General features: G+C 74.8%; 2 protein-coding genes. Both read right to left on the bottom strand.

What is annotated here, in order from left to right:
* Positions 1 to 89: 89 nt before the first annotated feature.
* Positions 90 to 6,443 (bottom strand): type I polyketide synthase, encoded by a 6,354-nt coding sequence (locus AB0C66_RS16960; protein WP_362438292.1) that lies wholly within the window; start codon positions 6,441 to 6,443, stop codon positions 90 to 92.
* A 32-nt stretch (positions 6,444 to 6,475) separates the two neighbouring features.
* The gene (locus tag AB0C66_RS16965) at positions 6,476 to 19,849 is read right to left on the bottom strand and encodes a type I polyketide synthase (protein WP_362438294.1); all 13,374 of its coding nucleotides are present in this window, start codon (positions 19,847 to 19,849) and stop codon (positions 6,476 to 6,478) included.
* Positions 19,850 to 20,069: the final 220 nt, after the last annotated feature.

A 20,069-nucleotide genomic window follows, 5' to 3' on the forward strand; every position in this document is an offset into this window, starting at 1 on the left:
GGCCGGTTCGGCGTCCCGGTGGTGGGGGAGCCGGACGGGCCGGTTCCCCCACCGCACACGGTCAGCGGGGTGATGGATCGCCGCCCCTGTCAGCCGGGGACATGGGAGGCCCGCCCGTCCCGCTGCTCCTGCTGATCCTTCGCTTCGCGGGTGCGGAGCCAGTCCTGGACGGCTTGGGCGGTCGACTCCGAGTGTTCTTCCATGACCGAGAAGTGGTCGCCCGGGACGTCCACCAGGAGGTGGGGCCATGGCCACGTGGACCGCCACTGGTCGCCGCTGGCCAGCTCGGCCGAGGGGTTGGGTGGACGGCAGGCGTGCACCTGGAGCGTCGGTGCCTCCACCGGCACCGGGGACCAGTTGTCGAACGCCCGCAGATAGCCGCCCTGGCCGGTGAGTTGTGTCCCGGTCAGCAGCTCCAGCTCACCGCCGGGAGCCCGGACCATCCGCTCGACGATCTCGTCCAGCAGCACCGTCTTGAACTTGGCGGTGTCCGGGTACGTGTCGACCAGCACCAGGCCGTACGGTCGCAGTCCCCACTCCTCCAGCCGACCCGCGACGGCGTTCGCCATCCAGCCGCCCGAGGAGTAGCCGAGCACGACGAACGGGTCACTGCCGACATGGCGGCGTACCGCCTCGGCCTGGAAATCCACCGCGGGCTCCACCGTGGCCGGGATCAGCTCCCCGGGCCGGAAGCCCGGGTGCCGGAGCACCGTCACCTTCCGCTCGCCGCTGAAGACGGTCGAGAACCGGTAGAAGAAGTTCGGGCTGGCCGGGGCGATCACCGGGGGGATGCACACCAGATGGGTACGGTCCCCGGAGGTCAGCTCGACCGAGGGCAGCGGTTCGCCCGCCTCCTGAACGGTGCTGAACATGGGGCGCACCGCCGCGGCCGCCCGCAGCATGTTCAGGCTCTCGTCGTACCGGCGCAGTCTGAACCCCTGCCGGTACAGCACGCTGATGGTGTCGTCCGGCGAGGCGGCCGTGGCCACGGCGGTCTCCGCCGCTCCGCCGCCGACGGCCAGTTCGGCACGCAGATGCCGGGCCAGCCCCGTACTGGAGGCGTGATCGAAGATGAGGGTGGTCGGCAGGCGCAGCCCGGTCGCGTGGCACAGCCGGTTGCGCAGCTCCAGTGCGGTCAACGAGTCGAAGCCCCATGTGGGCATGGCGTCGGTCGCGGCCAGTGCGTCCGGTGAGGAGTGGCCGAGCACGGCGGCCGCCAACTCGCGCACCAGGTCGAGCAGTACGCTCTCCTGCTCGGCCTCGTGGAGTCCGGCGAGCCGCGTCGTCAGGTCGGCGGCGGCCGTGGCGGAAACCGCCCGGGCGCCGGTGGCCGCGTCGCCCGCCGCGGCGGCCCGCTTCGCCGGTGGCCGTACCAGCCCGCGCAGCACCGGTGGCACAGTGGCGGCCCGCGTCCGCAGCGCGGCCGGGTTCAGCCGTACCGGGGCCACCACGGCCGGGCCGGCCACCAGGGCGCGGTCGAAGAGGGCGAGCCCGTCCGCCACCGACAGCACATCGACACCCAACCGCGCGGCCCTCGCCACGTCGGCGCCGGTCATCTCACCGGTCATGGCACCGGCCCGCTCCCACAGACCCCACACCAGGGAGACGCCCGGCAGACCGGCCGCCCGGCGATGCTGGGCCAGGCCGTCCAGGAAGGCGTTGGCCGCCGCGTAGTTGCCCTGCCCGGGGCTGCCGAGTGTGCCCGCCATCGACGAGAACAGGACGAACCCCGGCACATCCAGCCGCCGCGCCAGCTCGTGCAGATGCCAGGCGGCGTCCGCCTTCGGCCGCAGCACCCGGTCGATACCGTCGGGGTCGAGGGAGTCGACCACCCCGTCGTCGAGTACTCCGGCAGCGTGGACGATCCCGGTCAGCGGCCGGTCGGCCGGTAGGGCGGCCACCAGCGTGTCCAGTGAGGACCGGTCCGCCACATCGCAGGAGGCGAGGGTCACCTCGGCGCCGAGCCCGGTCAGTTCGTCGCGCAGTTCCTCGGCGCCGACCGCCGCTGGTCCGCCGCGGCTGACCAGCAGCAGGTGGTCCACGCCGTACTCGGTCACCAGATGCCGGGCGAGGTGTCCACCGAGGGTACCGGTGCCGCCGGTGATCAGGACGGTGCCGCCCGGCCCGAACCCGGCACGCCCGCTCTCCGCGCCGTGGTCGGACGGCGCTGCCCGGGCCAGCCGGGGCACACGTGCCGCGCCGTCCCGGAGCGCCACCTGCGCCTCCTCACCGGCCAGCACCCCGGGCAGGGCATCGAGCGAAGCGGCGGACTGATCGAGGTCCACCAGGAGGAACCGGTCGGGGTGTTCGGACTGGGCGGACCGGATCAGACCCCACACCGCGCTGTATACGAGGTCGGTGACATCCTCCGCCGGGCCCGCCGCCACCGCACCCCGGGTCACCAGGGCCAGCCGGGCCCGTGCGAACCGCTCGTCCGCCAGCCACGCCTGAACGAGTCGCAGCGCACGGTGGACGGCCTCCCTGGCCGCGGCGGCCGGGTCGGGCGCGGGGCCGTGAGCGGCGTCGGTGCCGAAGGACGCCAGCACCACGGTGGGCGCCCCGGCCGTCCCCTCGTCGATGTCATGGGCGGCGTCGGCGAGATCGCGGCAGCGGTCCGCCTTCACTCCGGTGGCGGCGAACACGCCGCCCAGATCCAGGTCGTCCTGGCCGAGGAGGATACGGCGCCCCTCGGGAGCCACCGCGGCCCGCGCCGACGGCGCGACCCAGTCCAGCCGGAGCAACGGGCTGTCGGATCCCGTACGGCTCAGGGCGAGCCGGTCCAGGTCGACCGCCCGCACGACCAGCGACTCGACGGTGGCGACCGGCTGGCCCGCCGCGTCCGCCAGCTCCACCGTGACCGCGTCCGGGCCCGCCGGGGCCAGCCGTACCCGGACGGCTGCGGCGCCGACGGCGTGCCGGCGCACCCCGCGCCAGGAGAAGGGCAGCCGGGCCCGCCCCGGGGCCCCGTCCGGGCCATCGAGCCAGCCCATGCCGATCGCGTGCAAGGAGGCGTCCAGCAGGGCCGGATGAAGTCCGTAGGCGTCCGCCTCGGCACGCTGCTCCTCGGCGAGTTCGACCTCGGCGAACACCTCCTCCCCGCGCCGCCATGCCGACCGCAGCCCCTGGAACGCGGGCCCGTACGGGAACCCCGCGTCGGCCATCACGTCGTACGCCCCCTCCACAGGGAGGGGCTCCGCACCGGTCGGCGGCCACTCCGGGAGGTGGGCCGGGGCCGTGGCGGCGTCGAGGGCGAGGACACCGGTGGCGTGCCGGGTCCATGGCTCGGTCCCGTCCGCACCGGGCATGCCGTCCGCGTTCCGCGGATCGTCCGGGCGCGCGTCCAGCGTCACCGAGCGGTGCCCGGACCCGTCGTCCTCACCCAGCGTCAGCCGCAGCCGCACTCCGCCGCGCTCGGGCAGCGCCAGCGGAACGGTGACGGTCAGTTCGTCCAGCACCTCGCACCCGACCAGCGCGCCGGCCGCCAGCGCCAGTTCCACGAACACGGTGCCCGGCAGCAGCACCACGCCACCGACCACATGGTCGGCCAGCCATGGGTGTGCGGCCGACGACAGCCGGGCGGTGGCCACCAGGCCCTGTCCGTCGGCCAGTTCCACGGCAGCGCCCAGCAGCGGGTGTCCGGCGGTGGCCAGACCCAGCTCCGCGGCGGCCCGGTCGCCGACCGGTGTGCGAGGGGCGTCCAGCCAGTACCGCCGCCGCTGGAAGGCATAGGTGGGCAGCTCGACCGGTGCCCCCCGCCGCGGTGGCACCGGCCAGCTCACCGGCACCCCGCGCACATACGCCTCGGCCAGTGAGGTGTGGAACCGCCGCCGGTCACCGTCGTCGCGGCGCAGCGTGCCGAGCGCGACGCCACCGGTGTCCCGCAGCGTGTCCTGTACCGGCATGGTCAGCACCGGATGCGGGCTCACCTCGATGAACACCTCGTGCCCCGCGTCGGCCACGGCCCGTACGGCGCGCTCGAACTCCACGGTGTGCCGCAGGTTGCGGTACCAGTAACCGGCGTCCAGGGTGGTGGTGTCGAGCTGCTCGCCGGTCACCGCGGAGTAGAACGGCACACGCGCCGCGCGCGGCCGGATACCGGCCAGCGCCTCGGTCAACTCGGCCTCGACGGCGGCGACGTGCGCCGAGTGCGAGGCGTAGTCGACCGGCAGCCGCACCGCTCGTACGCCGTCAGCCGTGGCCGTGGCCACGAGCGCGTCGAGCGCTTCCGGGTCGCCGGACACGGCCACCGTGTTCGGGCCGTTGACCGCGGCGATCGACAGCCGGTCTCCCCAGGGGGCGATCCGCTGGGTCGCGTCGGCCACGGACGCGACCAGCGACACCATTCCGCCCCGCCCGGCCAGCGCGCGCAGCGCTTTGCAGCGCAGCGCCACGACCTTGGCCGCGTCCTGAAGGGACAGCGCCTCCGCCACACAGGCGGCGGCGATCTCCCCCTGGGAGTGGCCGACCACCGCCGAGGGCGTGACGCCGTGCGCCCGCCACAGCTCCGCCAGCGACACCATGACGGCCCACAGCGCGGGCTGTACCACGTCCACCCGGTCCAGCCCCGGGGCGCCGGGTGCGGAACGCAGCACCTCGAGCAACGACCAGTCCGTATACGGCGCCAGTGCGGCGGCGCACGCCTCCAGCCGCTCGGCGAAGACGGGTTCGGTGTCCAGCAGACCCAGCGCCATGTCCGCCCACTGCGCGCCCTGGCCGGGGAAGACGAACGCGACCCGCGGGGCCGCCGTCGCCTCGCCGCGTACCACCGACGTTCCGCCGGGGGCCTCCGGCTCGTCCCGCGCGAGTGCGGCCACCGCGTCGAGCAGACCGTCGCGGTCGTCGGCGAGCACGACGGCACGGTGATCCCAGGTGGCCCGGTCGGTGAGCAGGGCGCGGCCCACCTCCGCCGGATCCAGATCCGGTCGGGCCAGCACATGGGCGTGCAACCGCTCGGCCTGGCCGCGCAGCGCGGCGGCGGTGCGGCCGGAGAGCACCCACGGGACCGTACCGGGGGCCGGTGGCGCCGCGTCCATGGCCGCGGCGGAGGGTTCATCGGCCGCCGGTGCCTCCTCCAGGACGACATGGGCGTTGGTGCCGCTGATGCCGAACGAGGACACCCCGGCGCGGCGCGGGGCGCCGCTCCCGGGCCACGGCCGGGCCTCGGTCAGCAGCTCCACCGCCCCCGACGACCAGTCCACATGCGACGACGGCCGGTCCACGTGCAGCGTCTTCGGCAGCACACCGTGGCGCATCGCCTGCACCATCTTGATCACGCCGCCGACCCCGGCCGCCGCCTGCGCATGCCCGATGTTCGACTTCAACGACCCCAGCCACAGCGGGCGGTCGGCGGCCCGGCCCTGGCCGTACGCCTCGATCAGCGCCTGCGCCTCGATCGGATCGCCGAGCCTCGTCCCGGTCCCGTGCGCCTCCACCGCGTCCACATCCGGTGCCGCCAGTCCGGCCGCCGCCAGCGCCTGGCCGATCACCGCTACCTGCGCGGGCCCGTTCGGCGCCGTCAGGCCGTTCGAGGCACCGTCCTGGTTCACCGCGCTGCCCCGGATCACGGCCAGCACCGGGTGGCCCAGGCGCCGCGCGTCGGACAGCCGCTCCAGTGCGAGCATGCCGACGCCCTCGCTCCAGCCGGCGCCGTCGGCGGCGTCCGCGAACGCCTTGCAGCGCCCGTCCGGGGCGGCTACGCGCTGCCTGCTCGACGCGACGAAAGCCCACGGCGTGGACAGGAAAGTGGCACCACCGGTCAGGGCGAGCGAGCACTCCGCGCGGCGCAGCGCCTGGCAGGCCAGGTGCAACGCCACCAGCGACGACGAACACGCGGTATCCACCGTCACCGCCGGACCCGTCAGCCCGAAGGTGTACGAGATACGGCCCGACGCGACGCTGCCGGAGCTGCCGTTGAACAGATAGCCCTCGAAGTCCTTGGGCGCCCGCGGCAACCTGGACGCGTACTCGTGGTAGATGACGCTCAGGAACACCCCGGTCCGGCTGCCCCGTGCCCGCGTCAGATCGATACCCGCCCGCTCGCACGCCTCCCAGGAGGTCTCCAGCAGCAGTCGCTGCTGCGGATCCATGGCCATGGCCTCGCGTGGCGGGATCCCGAAGAAGTCGGCGTCGAAGTCGGCCGCGCCGCGCAGGAATCCACCGTGCCGGGTGTATGTGGTGCCGGGGTGGTCGGGGTCGGGGTGAAACAGGGTCTCCAGATCCCAGCCGCGGTCGGTGGGAAAGTCGCTCACCGCGTCCCGGCCGTCGAGCAGCAGCCGCCACAGATCCTCCGGCGATGCGACCTCGCCGGGGAAGCGGCAGCTCATCCCGATGATCGCGATCGGCTCATGCTCCCGCTCCTCGGCTTCGCGCAGTCGGCGCCGGGCGGTGTGCAGATCGGTTCCGGCTCGCTTGAGATAATCGCGGAGCTTGGCCTCGTTCTCCATCTGACGTCACTTCCTGATCTCGGTGGGGCCGGTCACTGGTCGGGGTCCTGGCTTTCGAGCTCCTCGTCGAAGAAGGCGAAGAGCTCACGGTCGGTCGCGGTGCTGAGGTCGCGCTCGGTGCCGGGCTCCGGCCCGCCGTCCCGGGTGTCGCCCCACTTGGCCATCAGGGCGCGCAGCCGGGCGTCGATCCTGTCGGCGGTGGCGGTGTCGTGCGCCGGGTCCCCGGCGAGGCCGAGTACGGCGGCCTCCAGCCGGTCGATCTCGGTGAGTACCTCCGCCCCCGCCCCGGGCCCGTCCAGCGGGCAGCGGGCGAGCACGAACCGGGCGATCGCGGTGGCCGACGGATGGTCGAACGCCAGGGTGGCGGGAAGGCTCAGCCCCGTCGCGGTGTTCAGCCGGTTGCGCAGCTCGATGACGGTCAGCGAGTCGAAGCCGAGGTCCTTCAGCGCCCGTGTCGGGGTGATCCGTTCGGTGTCGGCATGGCCGAGGACCTCAGAGATCTGGGTGCACACCACGTCCAGTACGAGCTGGTGGCGCTCGTCGTCGGGGAGCGCCGCAAGACGCTCCGGCAGGGACGCGGCCCGGGCGAGGACCGCCTCGGCCGGGCCGCGGCCGGCGGGCGCGGCGGTGGTGGTGGGACGTGCCACGGTGCGCAGCAGCGGATGCGGCCCGCCCGCCGCGGCCTGGTCGCGCAGCACGGCGTGGTCCAGCCGGACCGGCACCAGCAGCTCCCTGCCGTCGGCGAGTGCCGCGTCGAACAGCGCGAGTCCGTCCTCGGTGGCCAGCGGGGAGATGCCGGTCCTGGCCAGCCGCGCGTGGTCGGTGCTGCCGAGGGTGGCGGTCAGCCCGCTCTCCTCGGCCCACAGTCCCCAGGCCAGCGACACCCCGGGCAGCCCGGCCGCCCGGCGCCGACGGACCACGGCGTCGAGGGCGGTGTTCGCGGCGGCGTAACCGGCCTGCCCCGCACCGCCCATCACCCCCGCCGCCGAGGAGAACACCACGAAGTGCGACAGCTGCGCGTCCCGGGTCAGCTCGTCCAGGTGCAGCGCGGCATCGACCTTCGGCGCGATCACCCGGTCGATCCGTTCCGGGGTCAGCGAGCCGAGCACCCCGTCGTCCAGCACCCCGGCCGCGTGGACCACCGCACCCAGGGGGCGGTCCAGGGACGCCAACAGCCCCGCCACCGCTTTCCGGTCGGACACATCACAGGCCACCACCGCGACCTGGGCGCCCAGGGCCTCCAGCTCCTCCCGCAGCGCGTCCGCGCCCTCGGCCGCCGGGCCGCGCCGAGTGGTGAGCACCAGGTGGCGCGCGTGCCAGCCGGTCACCAGGTGGCGGGCGAGCGCGCGACCGAGTGTGCCGAGGCCGCCGGTGACCAGGACCGTACGCTCGGGGTCGAAGGTGGCGGGCACGGTGAGCACCAGCTTGCCGATGTGCGCCGCCCGGCCGATGAAGCGGTACGCGTCCGGAGCGCGCCGCAGATCCCAGGTCCGGGTCGGCAGCGGCCGCAGCGCGCCGCGCTCGAACAGCTCCACGAGTGTGGTCAGCATCTCCTGGATCCGGTCCGGACCGGGCCGGGCCAGGTCGAAGGTCTCGTACGCGACCCCCGGGTAGGCGGCAGCCAGCGTGTCGGGATCGCGTACATCGGTCTTGCCCATCTCCACGAACCGCCCGCCGCGCGGCAGCAGCCGCAATGAGGCGTCGACGAACTCGCGCACCAGGGAGTTCAGCACCACGTCCACTCCCCGCCCGCCGGTGGCGGCGGTGAAGCGATCCGCGAACTCCAGGTCACGGGAGGAGGCGAGGTGGGTGTCGGGCACCCCCGAGGACCGGACCGCGTCCCACTTCCCGGGGCTGGCCGTGGCGAACACCTCGGCGCCCCAGTGCCGGGCGAGCTGCACGGCCGCCATCCCGACGCCACCGGCCGCCGCGTGCACCAGCACCGACTCCCCGGCCCGTAGCCCGGCGAGGTCGTCGAGCGCGTAGTACGCGGTCAGAAAGGCCACCGGCACCGAGGCGGCCTGCACGAGGGACCAGCCCTCCGGCACCCGGACGACCATCCTGTGGTCGACCACGGCGAACGGGCCCGACGCGCCGATGACCATGCCCATCACCCGGTCACCCACGGCCAGTTCGGTGACGTCGGGCGCGACCTCGGTGACCACTCCGGCCGCCTCGCAGCCCAGCTCGTAGCCGTCCGGACCGGCGCCCAGGGTGAGCAGCACATCAAGGAAGTTCACCCCGGTGCTGTGCACGGCCAGGCGTACCTCGCCCGCCCCCAGCGGTCGGTCCGCCGCCGGGTCGGCGACCAGGGCCAGGCCCTCCGGTGAGCCCACGCGCTCGATGCCCAGCCGCCAGGCGCCGGTGGTCGACGGCACTGTCAGCGCGGGCCGCTGGGCGGCGCGGGCGAGCCGTGGCGCGGTGATCTCACCTGCCCGCAGCGCGAGCCTGGGCTCCCCGGTGGCCAGCGCCGCGGGCAGTGCCTGACGGGACGTCAACTGGGTGTCCAGGTCCACCAGGACGAAGCGGCCCGGGTGCTCGGACTGCGCCGAGCCCACCAGCCCCCACACCGCGGCCTGCGCCGGGTCGGGGGTATCGGTGTGCACCGCGCCCTGGGTGACGAACACCAACCGGCCGGGCTGCCCGGCCCGCTCGTCGGCCGACCAGGTCCGTGCCAGTTCAAGTGCCCACCCGGTGGCGGCGCGGACCGCCGCCGCGATGTCCGCGCCGTCGTCCGCGCCACACCGCACCGGGCAGGGCGCGAGCAGCACATCCGTCGCGGCCGCCCCGTCCGGTGTTGTCATCGGCTCCACCGGCAGACCCGCGGCGGCGAGATCGGGAAGGTCCGCGCCGAGCACCGCGAGCCGGTCGCCGGGCGGGCCGTCCGGGGCGGCGACCGGCACCCAGTCCAGCTCGAAGAGCGACTCGGCGACCGCGGTGCCCGGGCCGCCCAGCCGGTCCAGATCGGCCGCCCGCATCGCCAGCGCATCGACCGAGGCGACCGGGTGGCCCCGCTCGTCCGCGATGGCCAAGGCCATCTCGCCGGGGCCGGTCGGCGTCCAGCGCACCCGGAGGGCGGCGCCGCCCGGGGCGTGGAGCCGCACCCCCGACCAGCTCAACGGCAGCCTCGTCTCGCCGTCCTGCTCCATGGCATGCAGTACCGGCGCGTGCAGGGCGGCGTCCAGCAGCGCCGGATGCAGTCCGAACGCCTCGTCCCCGGTGTCCGCCCCCTCCGGGAGGGCGACCTCCGCGTACACGTCCTCGCCGAGCCGCCAGGCGGCCCGTACCGCCCGGAACGACGGGCCGTAGTGATACCCGAGCGCGGCGGTACGGTCGTACAGTCCGGTGATGTCCAGCGGGATCGCGCCGGGCGGCGGCCAGGCGGTGAGCTCCACCGGCCGCTGGTGACCCACCGTCAGTGTGCCGCTCGCATGGTGGGTCCATGGCATGTCCGGCTCCGCGTCCTCGGCGCGTGCGTGTACGTCCACCGGGCGGCGGCCATCGCTCGCGGTACCCACCGTGACGCGCAGCTGGACCCCGCCCGGCTCGGGCAGCACCAACGGGACGAGCAGCGTCAACTCCCCGACGGAGTCGAGCCCGTGCGTCCGTGCGGCGTGCGCCGCGAGTTCCACGAAGCCGGTGCCGGGGAACAGCACCCGGCCGCCCACCACATGGTCGGCCAGCCACGGCTGGGTATCCACCGACAGCCGCCCGGTGAACAGCACGGTGTCCGACTCCGGCAACGCCACCCGTGCGCCGAGCAGCGGATGGCCGGTGGTGGCCAGACCGAATCCGGCCGCCGCCCGGCCCGCCTCGGGCGCCACCGCGGTGTGCAGCCAGTAGCGTTCGCGCTGGAAGGCATAGGTGGGCAGATCCACCCGGCGGGCGGGTCGGCCGGCCAGGAACGCGGGCCAGTCCAGCGCCGTACCCCGCGCGAACAGTCGTGCCGCGGCGGTGGTCACGGCCGCGCCCTCCGGACCGTCGCCGTCCAGCGCGGGCACGAAGGCCACGTCCGGCGGCGCGCAGTCCCGGCCCAGTGCGGTGAGCGTGGCACCGGGACCGATCTCCAGCAGCGTCCGCACATCCTCGGCGAGCAGCGCGCCGATCCCGTCGGCGAACCGCAGGGTCTGCCGGACCTGCCGGACCCAGTAGTCCGGTGAGCACAGCTCCGCCGGGTCGGCCGGGCGGCCGGTCAGCAGCGAGACGACCGGAATCCGCGGCGGGCCGAATTCCGCCTTCTCCACCACCTGACGGAGGTCGGCCGTCAACGGCTCCAGCAGCGGCGACTGGAGCGCCCGGCGGCCCGGCAGCCGCTTCACCTTTCGGCCCTGTCGCCGGAACTCCGCCGTGAGAGCGAGCACCTCGGACTCGGCACCGGAGAGCACGAGCGCGGCGGGTCCGTTGACCGCGGCGATCCCCACCCGGTCGGAGCAGGCCGCCAGCCGCGCGGTGACCTCGTCCTCGGCGGCCGCCACCGCGACCATCGCGCCGCCTGTCGGCAGTGCCCCCAGCAGCGCGCCGCGTGCGGCCACGATGGCGCAGGCGTCGCGGAGCGGGAGGGCTCCGGCCAGGTGTACGGCGGCCAGCTCACCGACCGAGTGACCGGCCATGATGTCCGGCCGCAGCCCCCAGGACTCCCACAGCCGGAACAGCGCCACGTCGAGGGCGAACACCCCGGCCTCGGCGTGGCCGGGCTCGTCCAGCGGCACACCGTCGTCGCCGAACATCACCTCGCGCAAGGGAATGTCCAGCAGCGGGTCCAGCTGCGCGCACACCGCGTCCAGGGCATCGGCGAACACCGGATACCGTTCGTACAACTCCCGTCCCATGCCCGGTCGTTGGGACCCCTGGCCGGAGAACAGCACGGCCAGCTTGCCGTCCTCCCGGACCCCGTGCGCCACCCCGGGGGAGTCCCCTCCGTCCGCGATCGCGCGCAGCCCCGCCCGCAGTTCGGCCCCGGTGGCGCCGAGCGCCACCGCACGGTGTTCCAGTGCCGCGCGGCCGGTGGCCAGCGAGTAGGCGACGTCCTCGGGCGTCGGCTCGGGCGCGGCCTCCACGGCGGAGCACAGCCGCCGGGCCTGTGCCCGCAAGGCGGCGTCCCCGCGCGCGGAGAGCACCCACGCCACCACGCCGCCGCCGTCCCGGGGCGCGCCCGTCCGCCGGTCCGGCGGAGCGGCCCCCGGCTCCTGGTCCGCGGAGGCGATCGCCTCCGGCGCGAGTTCCGGTGCCTGCTCCAGGATGGCGTGCGCGTTGGTGCCGCTGACGCCGAAGGAGGACACCCCGGCCCGGCGCGGCCGGTCCGACTCCGGCCACGGCCGGGCCTCGGTCAGCAGCCGCACCGCGCCCGAGGACCAGTCCACGTGCGAGGTCGGCCGGTCCACGTGCAGGGTCCTGGGCAGCACTCCGTGCCGCAGCGCCTGCACCATTTTGATGACGCCGCCGATACCGGCCGCCCATTGTGTGTGGCCGATGTTGGACTTCAGCGACCCCAGCCACAGCGGTCGGTCGGCCTCCCGGCCCGCACCGTATGCCTCGATCAGCGCCTGTGCCTCGATCGGGTCGCCCAGTGTGGTTCCGGTGCCGTGTGCCTCCACCGCGTCGACGTCCGAGGCCGAGAGGCCCGCGTTCCCCAGCGCCTGGTGGATCACCCGCGCCTGCGCCGGACCGCTGGGCGCGCTCAGCCCGTTGGAGGCACCGTCCTGGTTCACCGCGGTGGCCCGTACCACCGCGAGCACCGGATGCCCCTGGCGGCGCGCGTCGGACAGCCGCTCCAGCAGCAGCAGACCCGCGCCCTCACCCCAGCCGGTGCCGTCGGCCGCGTCGGCGAACGGCTTGCAGCGCCCGTCCGGCGCCAGCCCGCCCTGCCGGCTGAACTCGGCGAACGCGGTCGGCGCGACCATCACCGCCGCCCCGCCCGCCAGCGCCATCGAGCACTCGCCGCGCAGCAGCGAGGCGCACGCCAGATGCAGCGCCACCAGAGAGGAGGAACAGGCCGTGTCGACCGTCATGGCCGGCCCGCGCAGGCCCAGTACGTACGCCACCCGCCCGGACAGCACACTCATCGCGTCACCGGTGAACCGGTAGCCCTCGGTGCCCATCGGGGCCCGGTCCAGCGGGCCGCCGTAGGCCTGCGCCGAGGCACCGACGAACACCGCGGTCAGGCTCTCCCGCATCGACCTCGGGTCGATGCCCGCCCGCTCGAACGCCTCCCAGGACAGTTCCAGGATCTGGCGCTGCTGCGGGTCCATGGCCAGCGCCTCGCGGGGGGAGATGCCGAAGAAGTCCGCGTCGAACTCGGCGGCGTCGTGCAGGAATCCGCCCTCGAAGGTGGTGCTGTGACCGGCCGCCGCGGCGTCGTCCTCGTACAGCCGGTCCAGATCCCAGCCCCGGCCGGTGGGGAATGCCCCGATCGCGTCCCGCTCCGCGACCACCAGGTCCCACAGCTCCTCCGGGCCACGCACCTCGCCCGGATAGCGGCAGGCCATGGCCACCACCGCGATCGGCTCGTCCGCGACCGCCCGGGCCGCGGACGCCGCCGCGCCCGGTACGTCGTGCGTACCCGAACCCATCAGGGCCTCCCGCAGATGGCGGGCCAGTGCCTGCGGTGTCGGATGGTCGAAGACCACCGTGGTGGGCAGCGGCAGACCGGTGACCTCGTTGAGTTTGTTACGGGCCTCCACGGCGATCAACGAGTCGAAGCCCAGCTCCCGGAACGGCCGGTCGGCGGCGATCCCCGCGACCTCCGACTGTCCCAGCGCGGCCGCGGCCCGGGTACGGACCAGATCGAGCAACACCCGCTGCTGCTCGGCCTCGGGGAGCCCGGCCAGCCGCTCGGTCAGCGCGGAGCCGGGGCCGGTACCGGCCCGGTCCGGGCCCGCCGCGGCATCGACGGCCAGCCGCGCCACCTCGGGGAGGTCGTCGAGCAGCGGGCGGGGCCGGGCCGCGGTGAACCCCGCGGCGAACCGTGCCCAGTCCACATCGGCCACCGTGACGGTCGTCTCGCCGCGGTCCAGGGCCGCCGCCAGGGCCGCCACGGCCCGCTCGGGCGCCATCGGCAGTAGGCCGCCGCGGCGCAGCCGCTCACTGCTCTCGCCTGCGGACATCCCCGCGCCGCCCCACATGCCCCAGGCCACCGAGAGGGCCGGCAGGCCACGCGCCCGCCGCCGCTCGGCGAGCCCGTCGAGGAAGGCGTTCGCCGCGCCGTACGCACCGAGACCGGCGCCGCCCCACACCGCGGACGCCGAGGAGAACAGCACGAACGCGTCCAGTTCCCGGCCGTCCAGCAACGCGTCCAGATGCGCCGCGCCCGCGGCCTTCGAGGCGAGCGCCGACGCCAACTCGGCGGCACCGGTGTCGGCCACCGGCACCGAGCATCCGACACCGGCCGCGTGGAACACCGACCGGACCGGTGTGCCCTCGGCGTCCAGCCGCTCCACCAGCGCGGCCAGGGCCGCCCGGTCGCCGGTGTCACAGGCGACCACGGTCACCTCGGCACCCAGCGCCCCGAGTTCCGCCACCAGTTCCCCGGCCCCGGCCGCGTCAGGGCCACGCCTGCCGACCAGGACCAGGTGCTCGGCGCCCGCACGGGCCAGCCACCGGGCCAGATGGCCGCCCAGCGCACCGGTGCCCCCGGTGATCAGCACCGTGCCGCGCGGACGCCAACCGGACCCCTCCACCGCGTCGGACACCGGCGCGGGGGTGAGGCGTCGCGCCGACACCCCCGACGCGCGTACCGCGAGCTGGTCCTCGGCGCCGATACCGGCGAGCACCGAGACCAGCCGCTCCCCGGCCCGGCGGTCCGCGACGTCGGGCAGATCGACCAGACCACCCCACCGGTCGGGGTGTTCCAGCCCCACCGCCAGGCCCAGCCCCCACAGCTGCGCCTGGGCGGGGCACTCCACGCGGTCGGACCGGCCGACCGACACCGCCCCGCGGGTGGCGAGCCACAGCGGGGCTCCGATCTCCGCGTCGCCGAGTGCCCCCACCAGCGCGGCCGTACCGGACAACCCGCGCGGTACGCAGGCGAACCCGGCCTCCGGACGCTCATCCAGTGCCAGCAGCGACAGCACCCCGGCAGGCGGTGAATCGGCGCTCGCCGCGCGCAGCAGGTCGGCGACCGCGGCCCGGTCCAGGCCCTCGCAATCCAGGGACACCACCTCCGCCCCGTGCCCGCGCAGAGCCTCGGCCGCCGCCTCGGCCCACGGATGACCGGCCACCTCCGTGGAGACGGCGAGCAGCCACCGGCCGGACAGCCCCCCGCCCGCGGGTGGCTCGACCGGCCGCCACGTGACCCGATAGCGCCAGGCGTCGACCGTCGCTTCCGCCCTCCGCCGCTGTCGCCAGTCGGCCAGCTTCGGCAGCAGCGTGGCCAGTGGCGCGTCACCGTCGACGTCCAGGGCCCGGCCGACCGCGGCCAGGTCCGTCCGCTCGACCGCGGACCAGAACGCGTCATCGGCGGCGTCATGGCGGTGCGTGGGCGCGGCGGGTTCGATCCAGTAACGGCGGCCCTGGAACGCGTAGGTCGGCAGCTCCACCTTCCGGGCGTCCGGATACCAGCCGCTCCAGTCCACCGGCACGCCGCCGACGAACGCCTCGGAGAGCGAGGCGGCCAACCGCTCCGGGCCGCCCTCGTCCCGGCGCAGTGTGCCGACCACGACGGCGTCCGTGGCGACCGCGTCCACCGTCTCCCGCACCCCCGTGAGGAGCACCGGATGCGGGCTGACCTCGATGAAGCCCCGGTACCCCGCCGCCGCCAGCCCGGCGATCACCCCCTCGAACTCCACCGTCCCGCGCAGGTTCCGGTACCAGTACTCCGCGTCCAGCTCGGTACCGGACACATACTCACCCGTCACGGTGGACAGCAGCGGCACCTCGACCGGCCGCGGCCGGATCGGCGCCAACGCCGTCAGCAACTCCTCGCGGACCCGCTCCACATGGCGTGAGTGCGAGGCGTAGTCCACCGGTACCCACCAGGTGCTCAACTCGTCGGCCGCACACGACTCGACGAGCTCCTCCAGCGCGTCGCGGTCGCCCGCGACCACCACCGACGCCGGGCCGTTCACCGCCGCCACCGAGATCCGGCCCGCCCACCGGGCCAGCCGTTCCCGTACCGGTCCCACCGGCAGTGCCATCGAGACCATCGCGCCGCTGCCGGACAGCGTGGTCAGCGCCCGGGCGCGCAGCGCCACCGCTCGCGCCGCGTCCTCCCGGGACAACGCCCCCGCCACACAGGCGGCCGCGATCTCGCCCTGGCTGTGGCCCACCACCGCCCCCGGGCGCACCCCCATCGACCGCCACACCGCCGCCAGCGACACCATCACCGCCCACAGCGCCGGTTGCACGACATCCACCCGGTCCAGGGACGCCGCGCCGGACACACCACGCACCACGTCCACCACCGACCAGTCCACAAAGGGGCGCAGCGCCTCCGCGCAGGCCAGCAGCTCGGTACGGAACACCGGTGAGACGTCCCACAGTTGGGCGCCCATACCGAGCCACTGCGAGCCCTGACCGGGGAAGACGAACACCACCTTCCGGGCACCGCTCCCGGCCCGGCCGGACACCACCCCGGCGGCCTCGTCCCCGGCGGCCACCGCGGCCACCCCGCCGACCAGGGCGGCCCGGTCCGCACCGATCACCACGGCCCGGTGGTCGAAGAGAGTCCGGGAGGTCACCAGTGAGTGGCCGATGTCCACCGGCTCCGCCTCGGGCCGTGCCCGCAGATGCGCCACCAGCTGCCGCGCCTGAACACGCAGTGCCGCCTCGCTCTTCGCCGACAGCACCCAGGGCAGCACGGCGGCGGCCTGCGGCGGTGTCCGCTCCCTCTCCTCGACGGGCTCCCCGGCCGGCGGCGCCTGCTCCAGCAGGGCGTGCGCATTGGTGCCGCTGACCCCGAAGGAGGACACCGCGGCCCGCCGCGGGCCGTCCGTCCCGGGCCAGGGCCGGGCCTCGGTCAGCAGCCGCACCGCGCCCGAGGACCAGTCGATATGCGGTGACGGCCGGTCCGTGTGCAGGGTCCTGGGCAACCGGCCGTGCCGCAGCGCCAGCACCATCTTGATGACACCGGCGATTCCGGCCGCGGCCTGGGTGTGGCCGATGTTCGACTTGAGCGAGCCGAGCCACAGCGGCCGGTCGGCGGGCCGGTCCCGGCCGTAGGTCTCGAGCAGCGCCCGCGCCTCGATGGGGTCGCCCAGCGGCGTACCGGTTCCGTGCGCCTCCACGGCATCCACCTGCGCGGCCGACAGCCCCGAAGCCCCCAGCGCCTGGGCGATCAGTGCCCGCTGCGACGGACCGCTCGGCGCGGTCAGACCGTTGGACGCGCCGTCCTGGTTCACCGCGCTGCCCCGGATCACGGCCAGCACCGGATGCCCGTGCCGACGCGCGTCGGCCAACCTCTCCACCACGAGCATCCCGGCGCCCTCGGCGATGCCGAAGCCGTTCGCGTCGGCCGAGAACGCCCGGCACCGGCCGTCGGGGGCCAGCGCCCGCTGACGGCTGAACTCGACGAACAGCCCCGGCGAGGACAGCACGGTGACCCCGCCGGCCAGCGCCATGGCGCACTCCCCGCGCCGCAGCGCCTGGCAGGCCAGGTGCAGCGCCACCAGCGACGACGAGCACGCCGTATCCACCGTCACCGCCGGACCCGTCAGCCCCAGGGTGTAGGCGATCCGGCCCGAGGCCACGCTCGCCGTGTTCCCGGTGAGCAGATGTCCTTCCAGGTCCTGGGGCGCCTCGTGCAGCCGCGGCCCGTAGTCCTGGGCGATCGCGCCGATGAACACCCCGGCGCGGCTGCCGCGCACCGTGGACGGATCGATGCCCGCCCGCTCCAGGGCCTCCCACGAGATCTCCAGCAGCATCCGCTGCTGCGGGTCCATGGCCAGTGCCTCGCGCGGCGAGATACCGAAGAAGGCGGCGTCGAACCGGTCGGCGTCCAGGACGAACCCGGCCTCCCGCTGGTAATAGCGGCCGGGCTGCCCGGGATCCGGGTCGTACAGCTCCCCGGTACGCCAGCCCCGGTCGGATGGGAACGGGGTCTGCGCCTCGCCCTCGGCCGTCAGCAGGTCCCACAGTTCCTCGGGGCCGCGCACACCACCGGGCAGTCGGCAGCTCATCGCCACGATCGCGATCGGCTCGTCGGGGTCGGCCACGGCCAGCGGCGACACGGCCTCGTCCTCGGCGGACCGGCCGGTGATGACCTGGTCGAGACGGTCGGCGATCGCGGCCACGGTGGGATGGTCGAACACCAGCGTCACCGGCTCGGACAGGCCGGTGGCGGCGTTCAGCAGGTTGCGCAGCTCCGCCGCGCCCGTGGAGTCCACGCCCAGTTCGGACAGCGGAATCTGCTCCTCGAGCGCGTCCGGTGTGTCGCCGCCGAGGACGGCGGCCGCCTTCTCACGCACCAGCGCCAGCAGCGCCTCGTGCCGCTCGGCCGGACCGGCCGCGGCGAGCCGCTCGCGCAGCGCGTGCGCCGCGCCGCTCGGGCCATCCGGAACAGCCGGACCGTCAGCTGTCGCGGGACCGGCGTGGAACGGGTACCCGGGCAGCGGCACCCGCCGTACGTCACCCCCCGCGAACACCCCGGACCAGTCCGGATCCACTCCGCGCACATACAGCTCGGCCAGCGCGGTGAACAGGCGCCGCGGGCCGCCCTGATGGCGGCGCAGGGTGCCGGACACCACCGCCGTGGATCCGATGTCGTCCACGGTCTCCTGGACGGCATGGGTGAGCACCGGATGCGGGCTGACCTCCAGCAGCACCTCGTGCCCGGCGGCCAGCACCGCGCGGGTGGCCCGTTCGAAGTCGACCACGCCGCGCATGGTCCGGCACCAGTGATCGGCGGTGAGCGAGCGCGGGTCGAGCCTGCCGCCGGTGGTCGGGGAGTAGACGGCCACATCGGCCGGGCGGGGCCGGAGAGAGCCGAGGTCGGCGCGGAGCCGGTCGAGCAGCGCATCGATCTGGTGGCTGTGCCCGGCCAGGCCGAGCCCGATCCGCCAGGTACGCACCCGCTCGGCGCCGAGTTCGGCGACCAGTTCGGTCACCGCCTCCTGGGTGCCGGAGACGACGACCGAGCGCGGTGCGTAGACGGCGGTGAGCTCCAGATCGCCGTCGAACCGCGCCAGCCTGGGGCGTACCTCCTCGGCGGGCGCCAGCACCGACAGCATCATCCCGTGGCCCAGCAGCGGAACCTGCGCCTGGCTGAACACCGCCACGGCCCGCGCCCCGTCGGCGACGGACAGCGCACCGGCCACGGTGGCGGCGGTGATCTCCCCGGCGCTGGAGCCCAGTACGGCTGACGGTGCCACGCCGAAGGACCGCCACAGCGCCGACAGCGCCACCGTGGTCGCCCACAGTGCGGGCTGAGCCACCTCCGGCCGACCCAGTGGGGGAGTGCCGGGCGTGCCCCGCAGCACGTCCAGCACCGGCCAGTCGACGTACGGGTCCAGCGCGTCGGCGCACGTGTGGAGCTGCTCGGCGAAGACCGGTGACGCCTCGAACAGTTCCTTGGCCATACCGGGCCACTGCGGACCGTGTCCGGGGCAAACGAAGGCGATCCCGCGCCGGTCACCGGTGATGCCGCGGACAAGCCGCGGGCAGTCCTGCCCGTGCGCCAACCGGTCCAGTGTCTCGGCGAGTTGGTCCCGGTCCTCTCCGATGGCCAGGGCCCGGTGGGGGTGGGCCGCCCTGGTGGTGGCGAGCGCATAGCCGATGTCCCCGAGCGGCAGGTCAGGATGAGCGTCCAGATGGGCGCGGAGATCGCGGGCCCGGGCCCGGAGCGCGACCGGGCTGTGCGCGGTGATCGGCAGCGGAACCGTCGACCCACCGTCGGTGGGGGCGGGCCGCCGGAGGCCGGGGCGCCCGTGCCGGAGTGCGTCATCGACCAGCTCCGGTAAGCCCCGGGTTCCCTCGGCGTGCGGCCGGACCGGATAGCCGAAGCCGTCGGCGCCGGTGGGGGAGAGGACCGCGGCCACCGCCCCCGGCGAACCTTCCTCCCGCTCCCCCGCGTCCGCTGCCGTCGGCTCGTCGGTGGCGACGACCAGCGCGAGGCGGCATTCCCCGGTCCGCAGGCTCAACACCGCGGCGGCCACCGGGTCCTGCCCGGTCCACCGAGGTCCGGGCGCGTCGAACAGCCTCGCCGGTCCGTCGAGACAGGCCTCGTCGGTACCGGCGGCGAACAGGCCCACCGGCCAGGTCAGCCGGTCGGGTGCCAGCCCCGCGTCCTCCACGGCCGCCCAGGCCGCTTCGAGCACCGGGAGCTGCCCGGCGGACGGCTCGGCACCGAGGAGAGTGCGGAACAGCTCGCGCCCGGCCGACGCGTGGACGCTGCCCGGCCCCGGCCGATCCGGTGTGCTGCGCGCCACCCCGACCACGGCGATCGCGTCATCATCCGGCAGACAGGTCATCTGCATACGGGTCCCCCTCGGCTGGTGCCCATGAATTGTCGCAATGGGCTAATTCAATGAACATCGGGTCGATTTCGACTTCGCCCCCGGAATGGGCTCTGCTCGCGGAACGTGCCGCTTGTCCAGCCAAGCCAGCACGGTTCCACGAGGTCAAGCGCGGCCGGTGTGCGTTAGGGAAAGCCCTGAACCTGCCCTGTTCCAGGCATTATTGCCCCCCTGGCCGACG

It is taken from the genome of Streptomyces sp. NPDC048636 (assembly GCF_040650655.1).
Taxonomy (GTDB): Bacteria; Actinomycetota; Actinomycetes; order Streptomycetales; family Streptomycetaceae; genus Streptomyces.

Coding starts and splice junctions, on each gene's coding strand:
- AB0C66_RS16960 (WP_362438292.1), bottom strand. CDS start 6,443: ATGGAGAACGAGGCCAAGCTCCGCGATTATCTCAAGCGAGCCGGAACC.
- AB0C66_RS16965 (WP_362438294.1), bottom strand. CDS start 19,849: ATGCAGATGACCTGTCTGCCGGATGATGACGCGATCGCCGTGGTCGGG.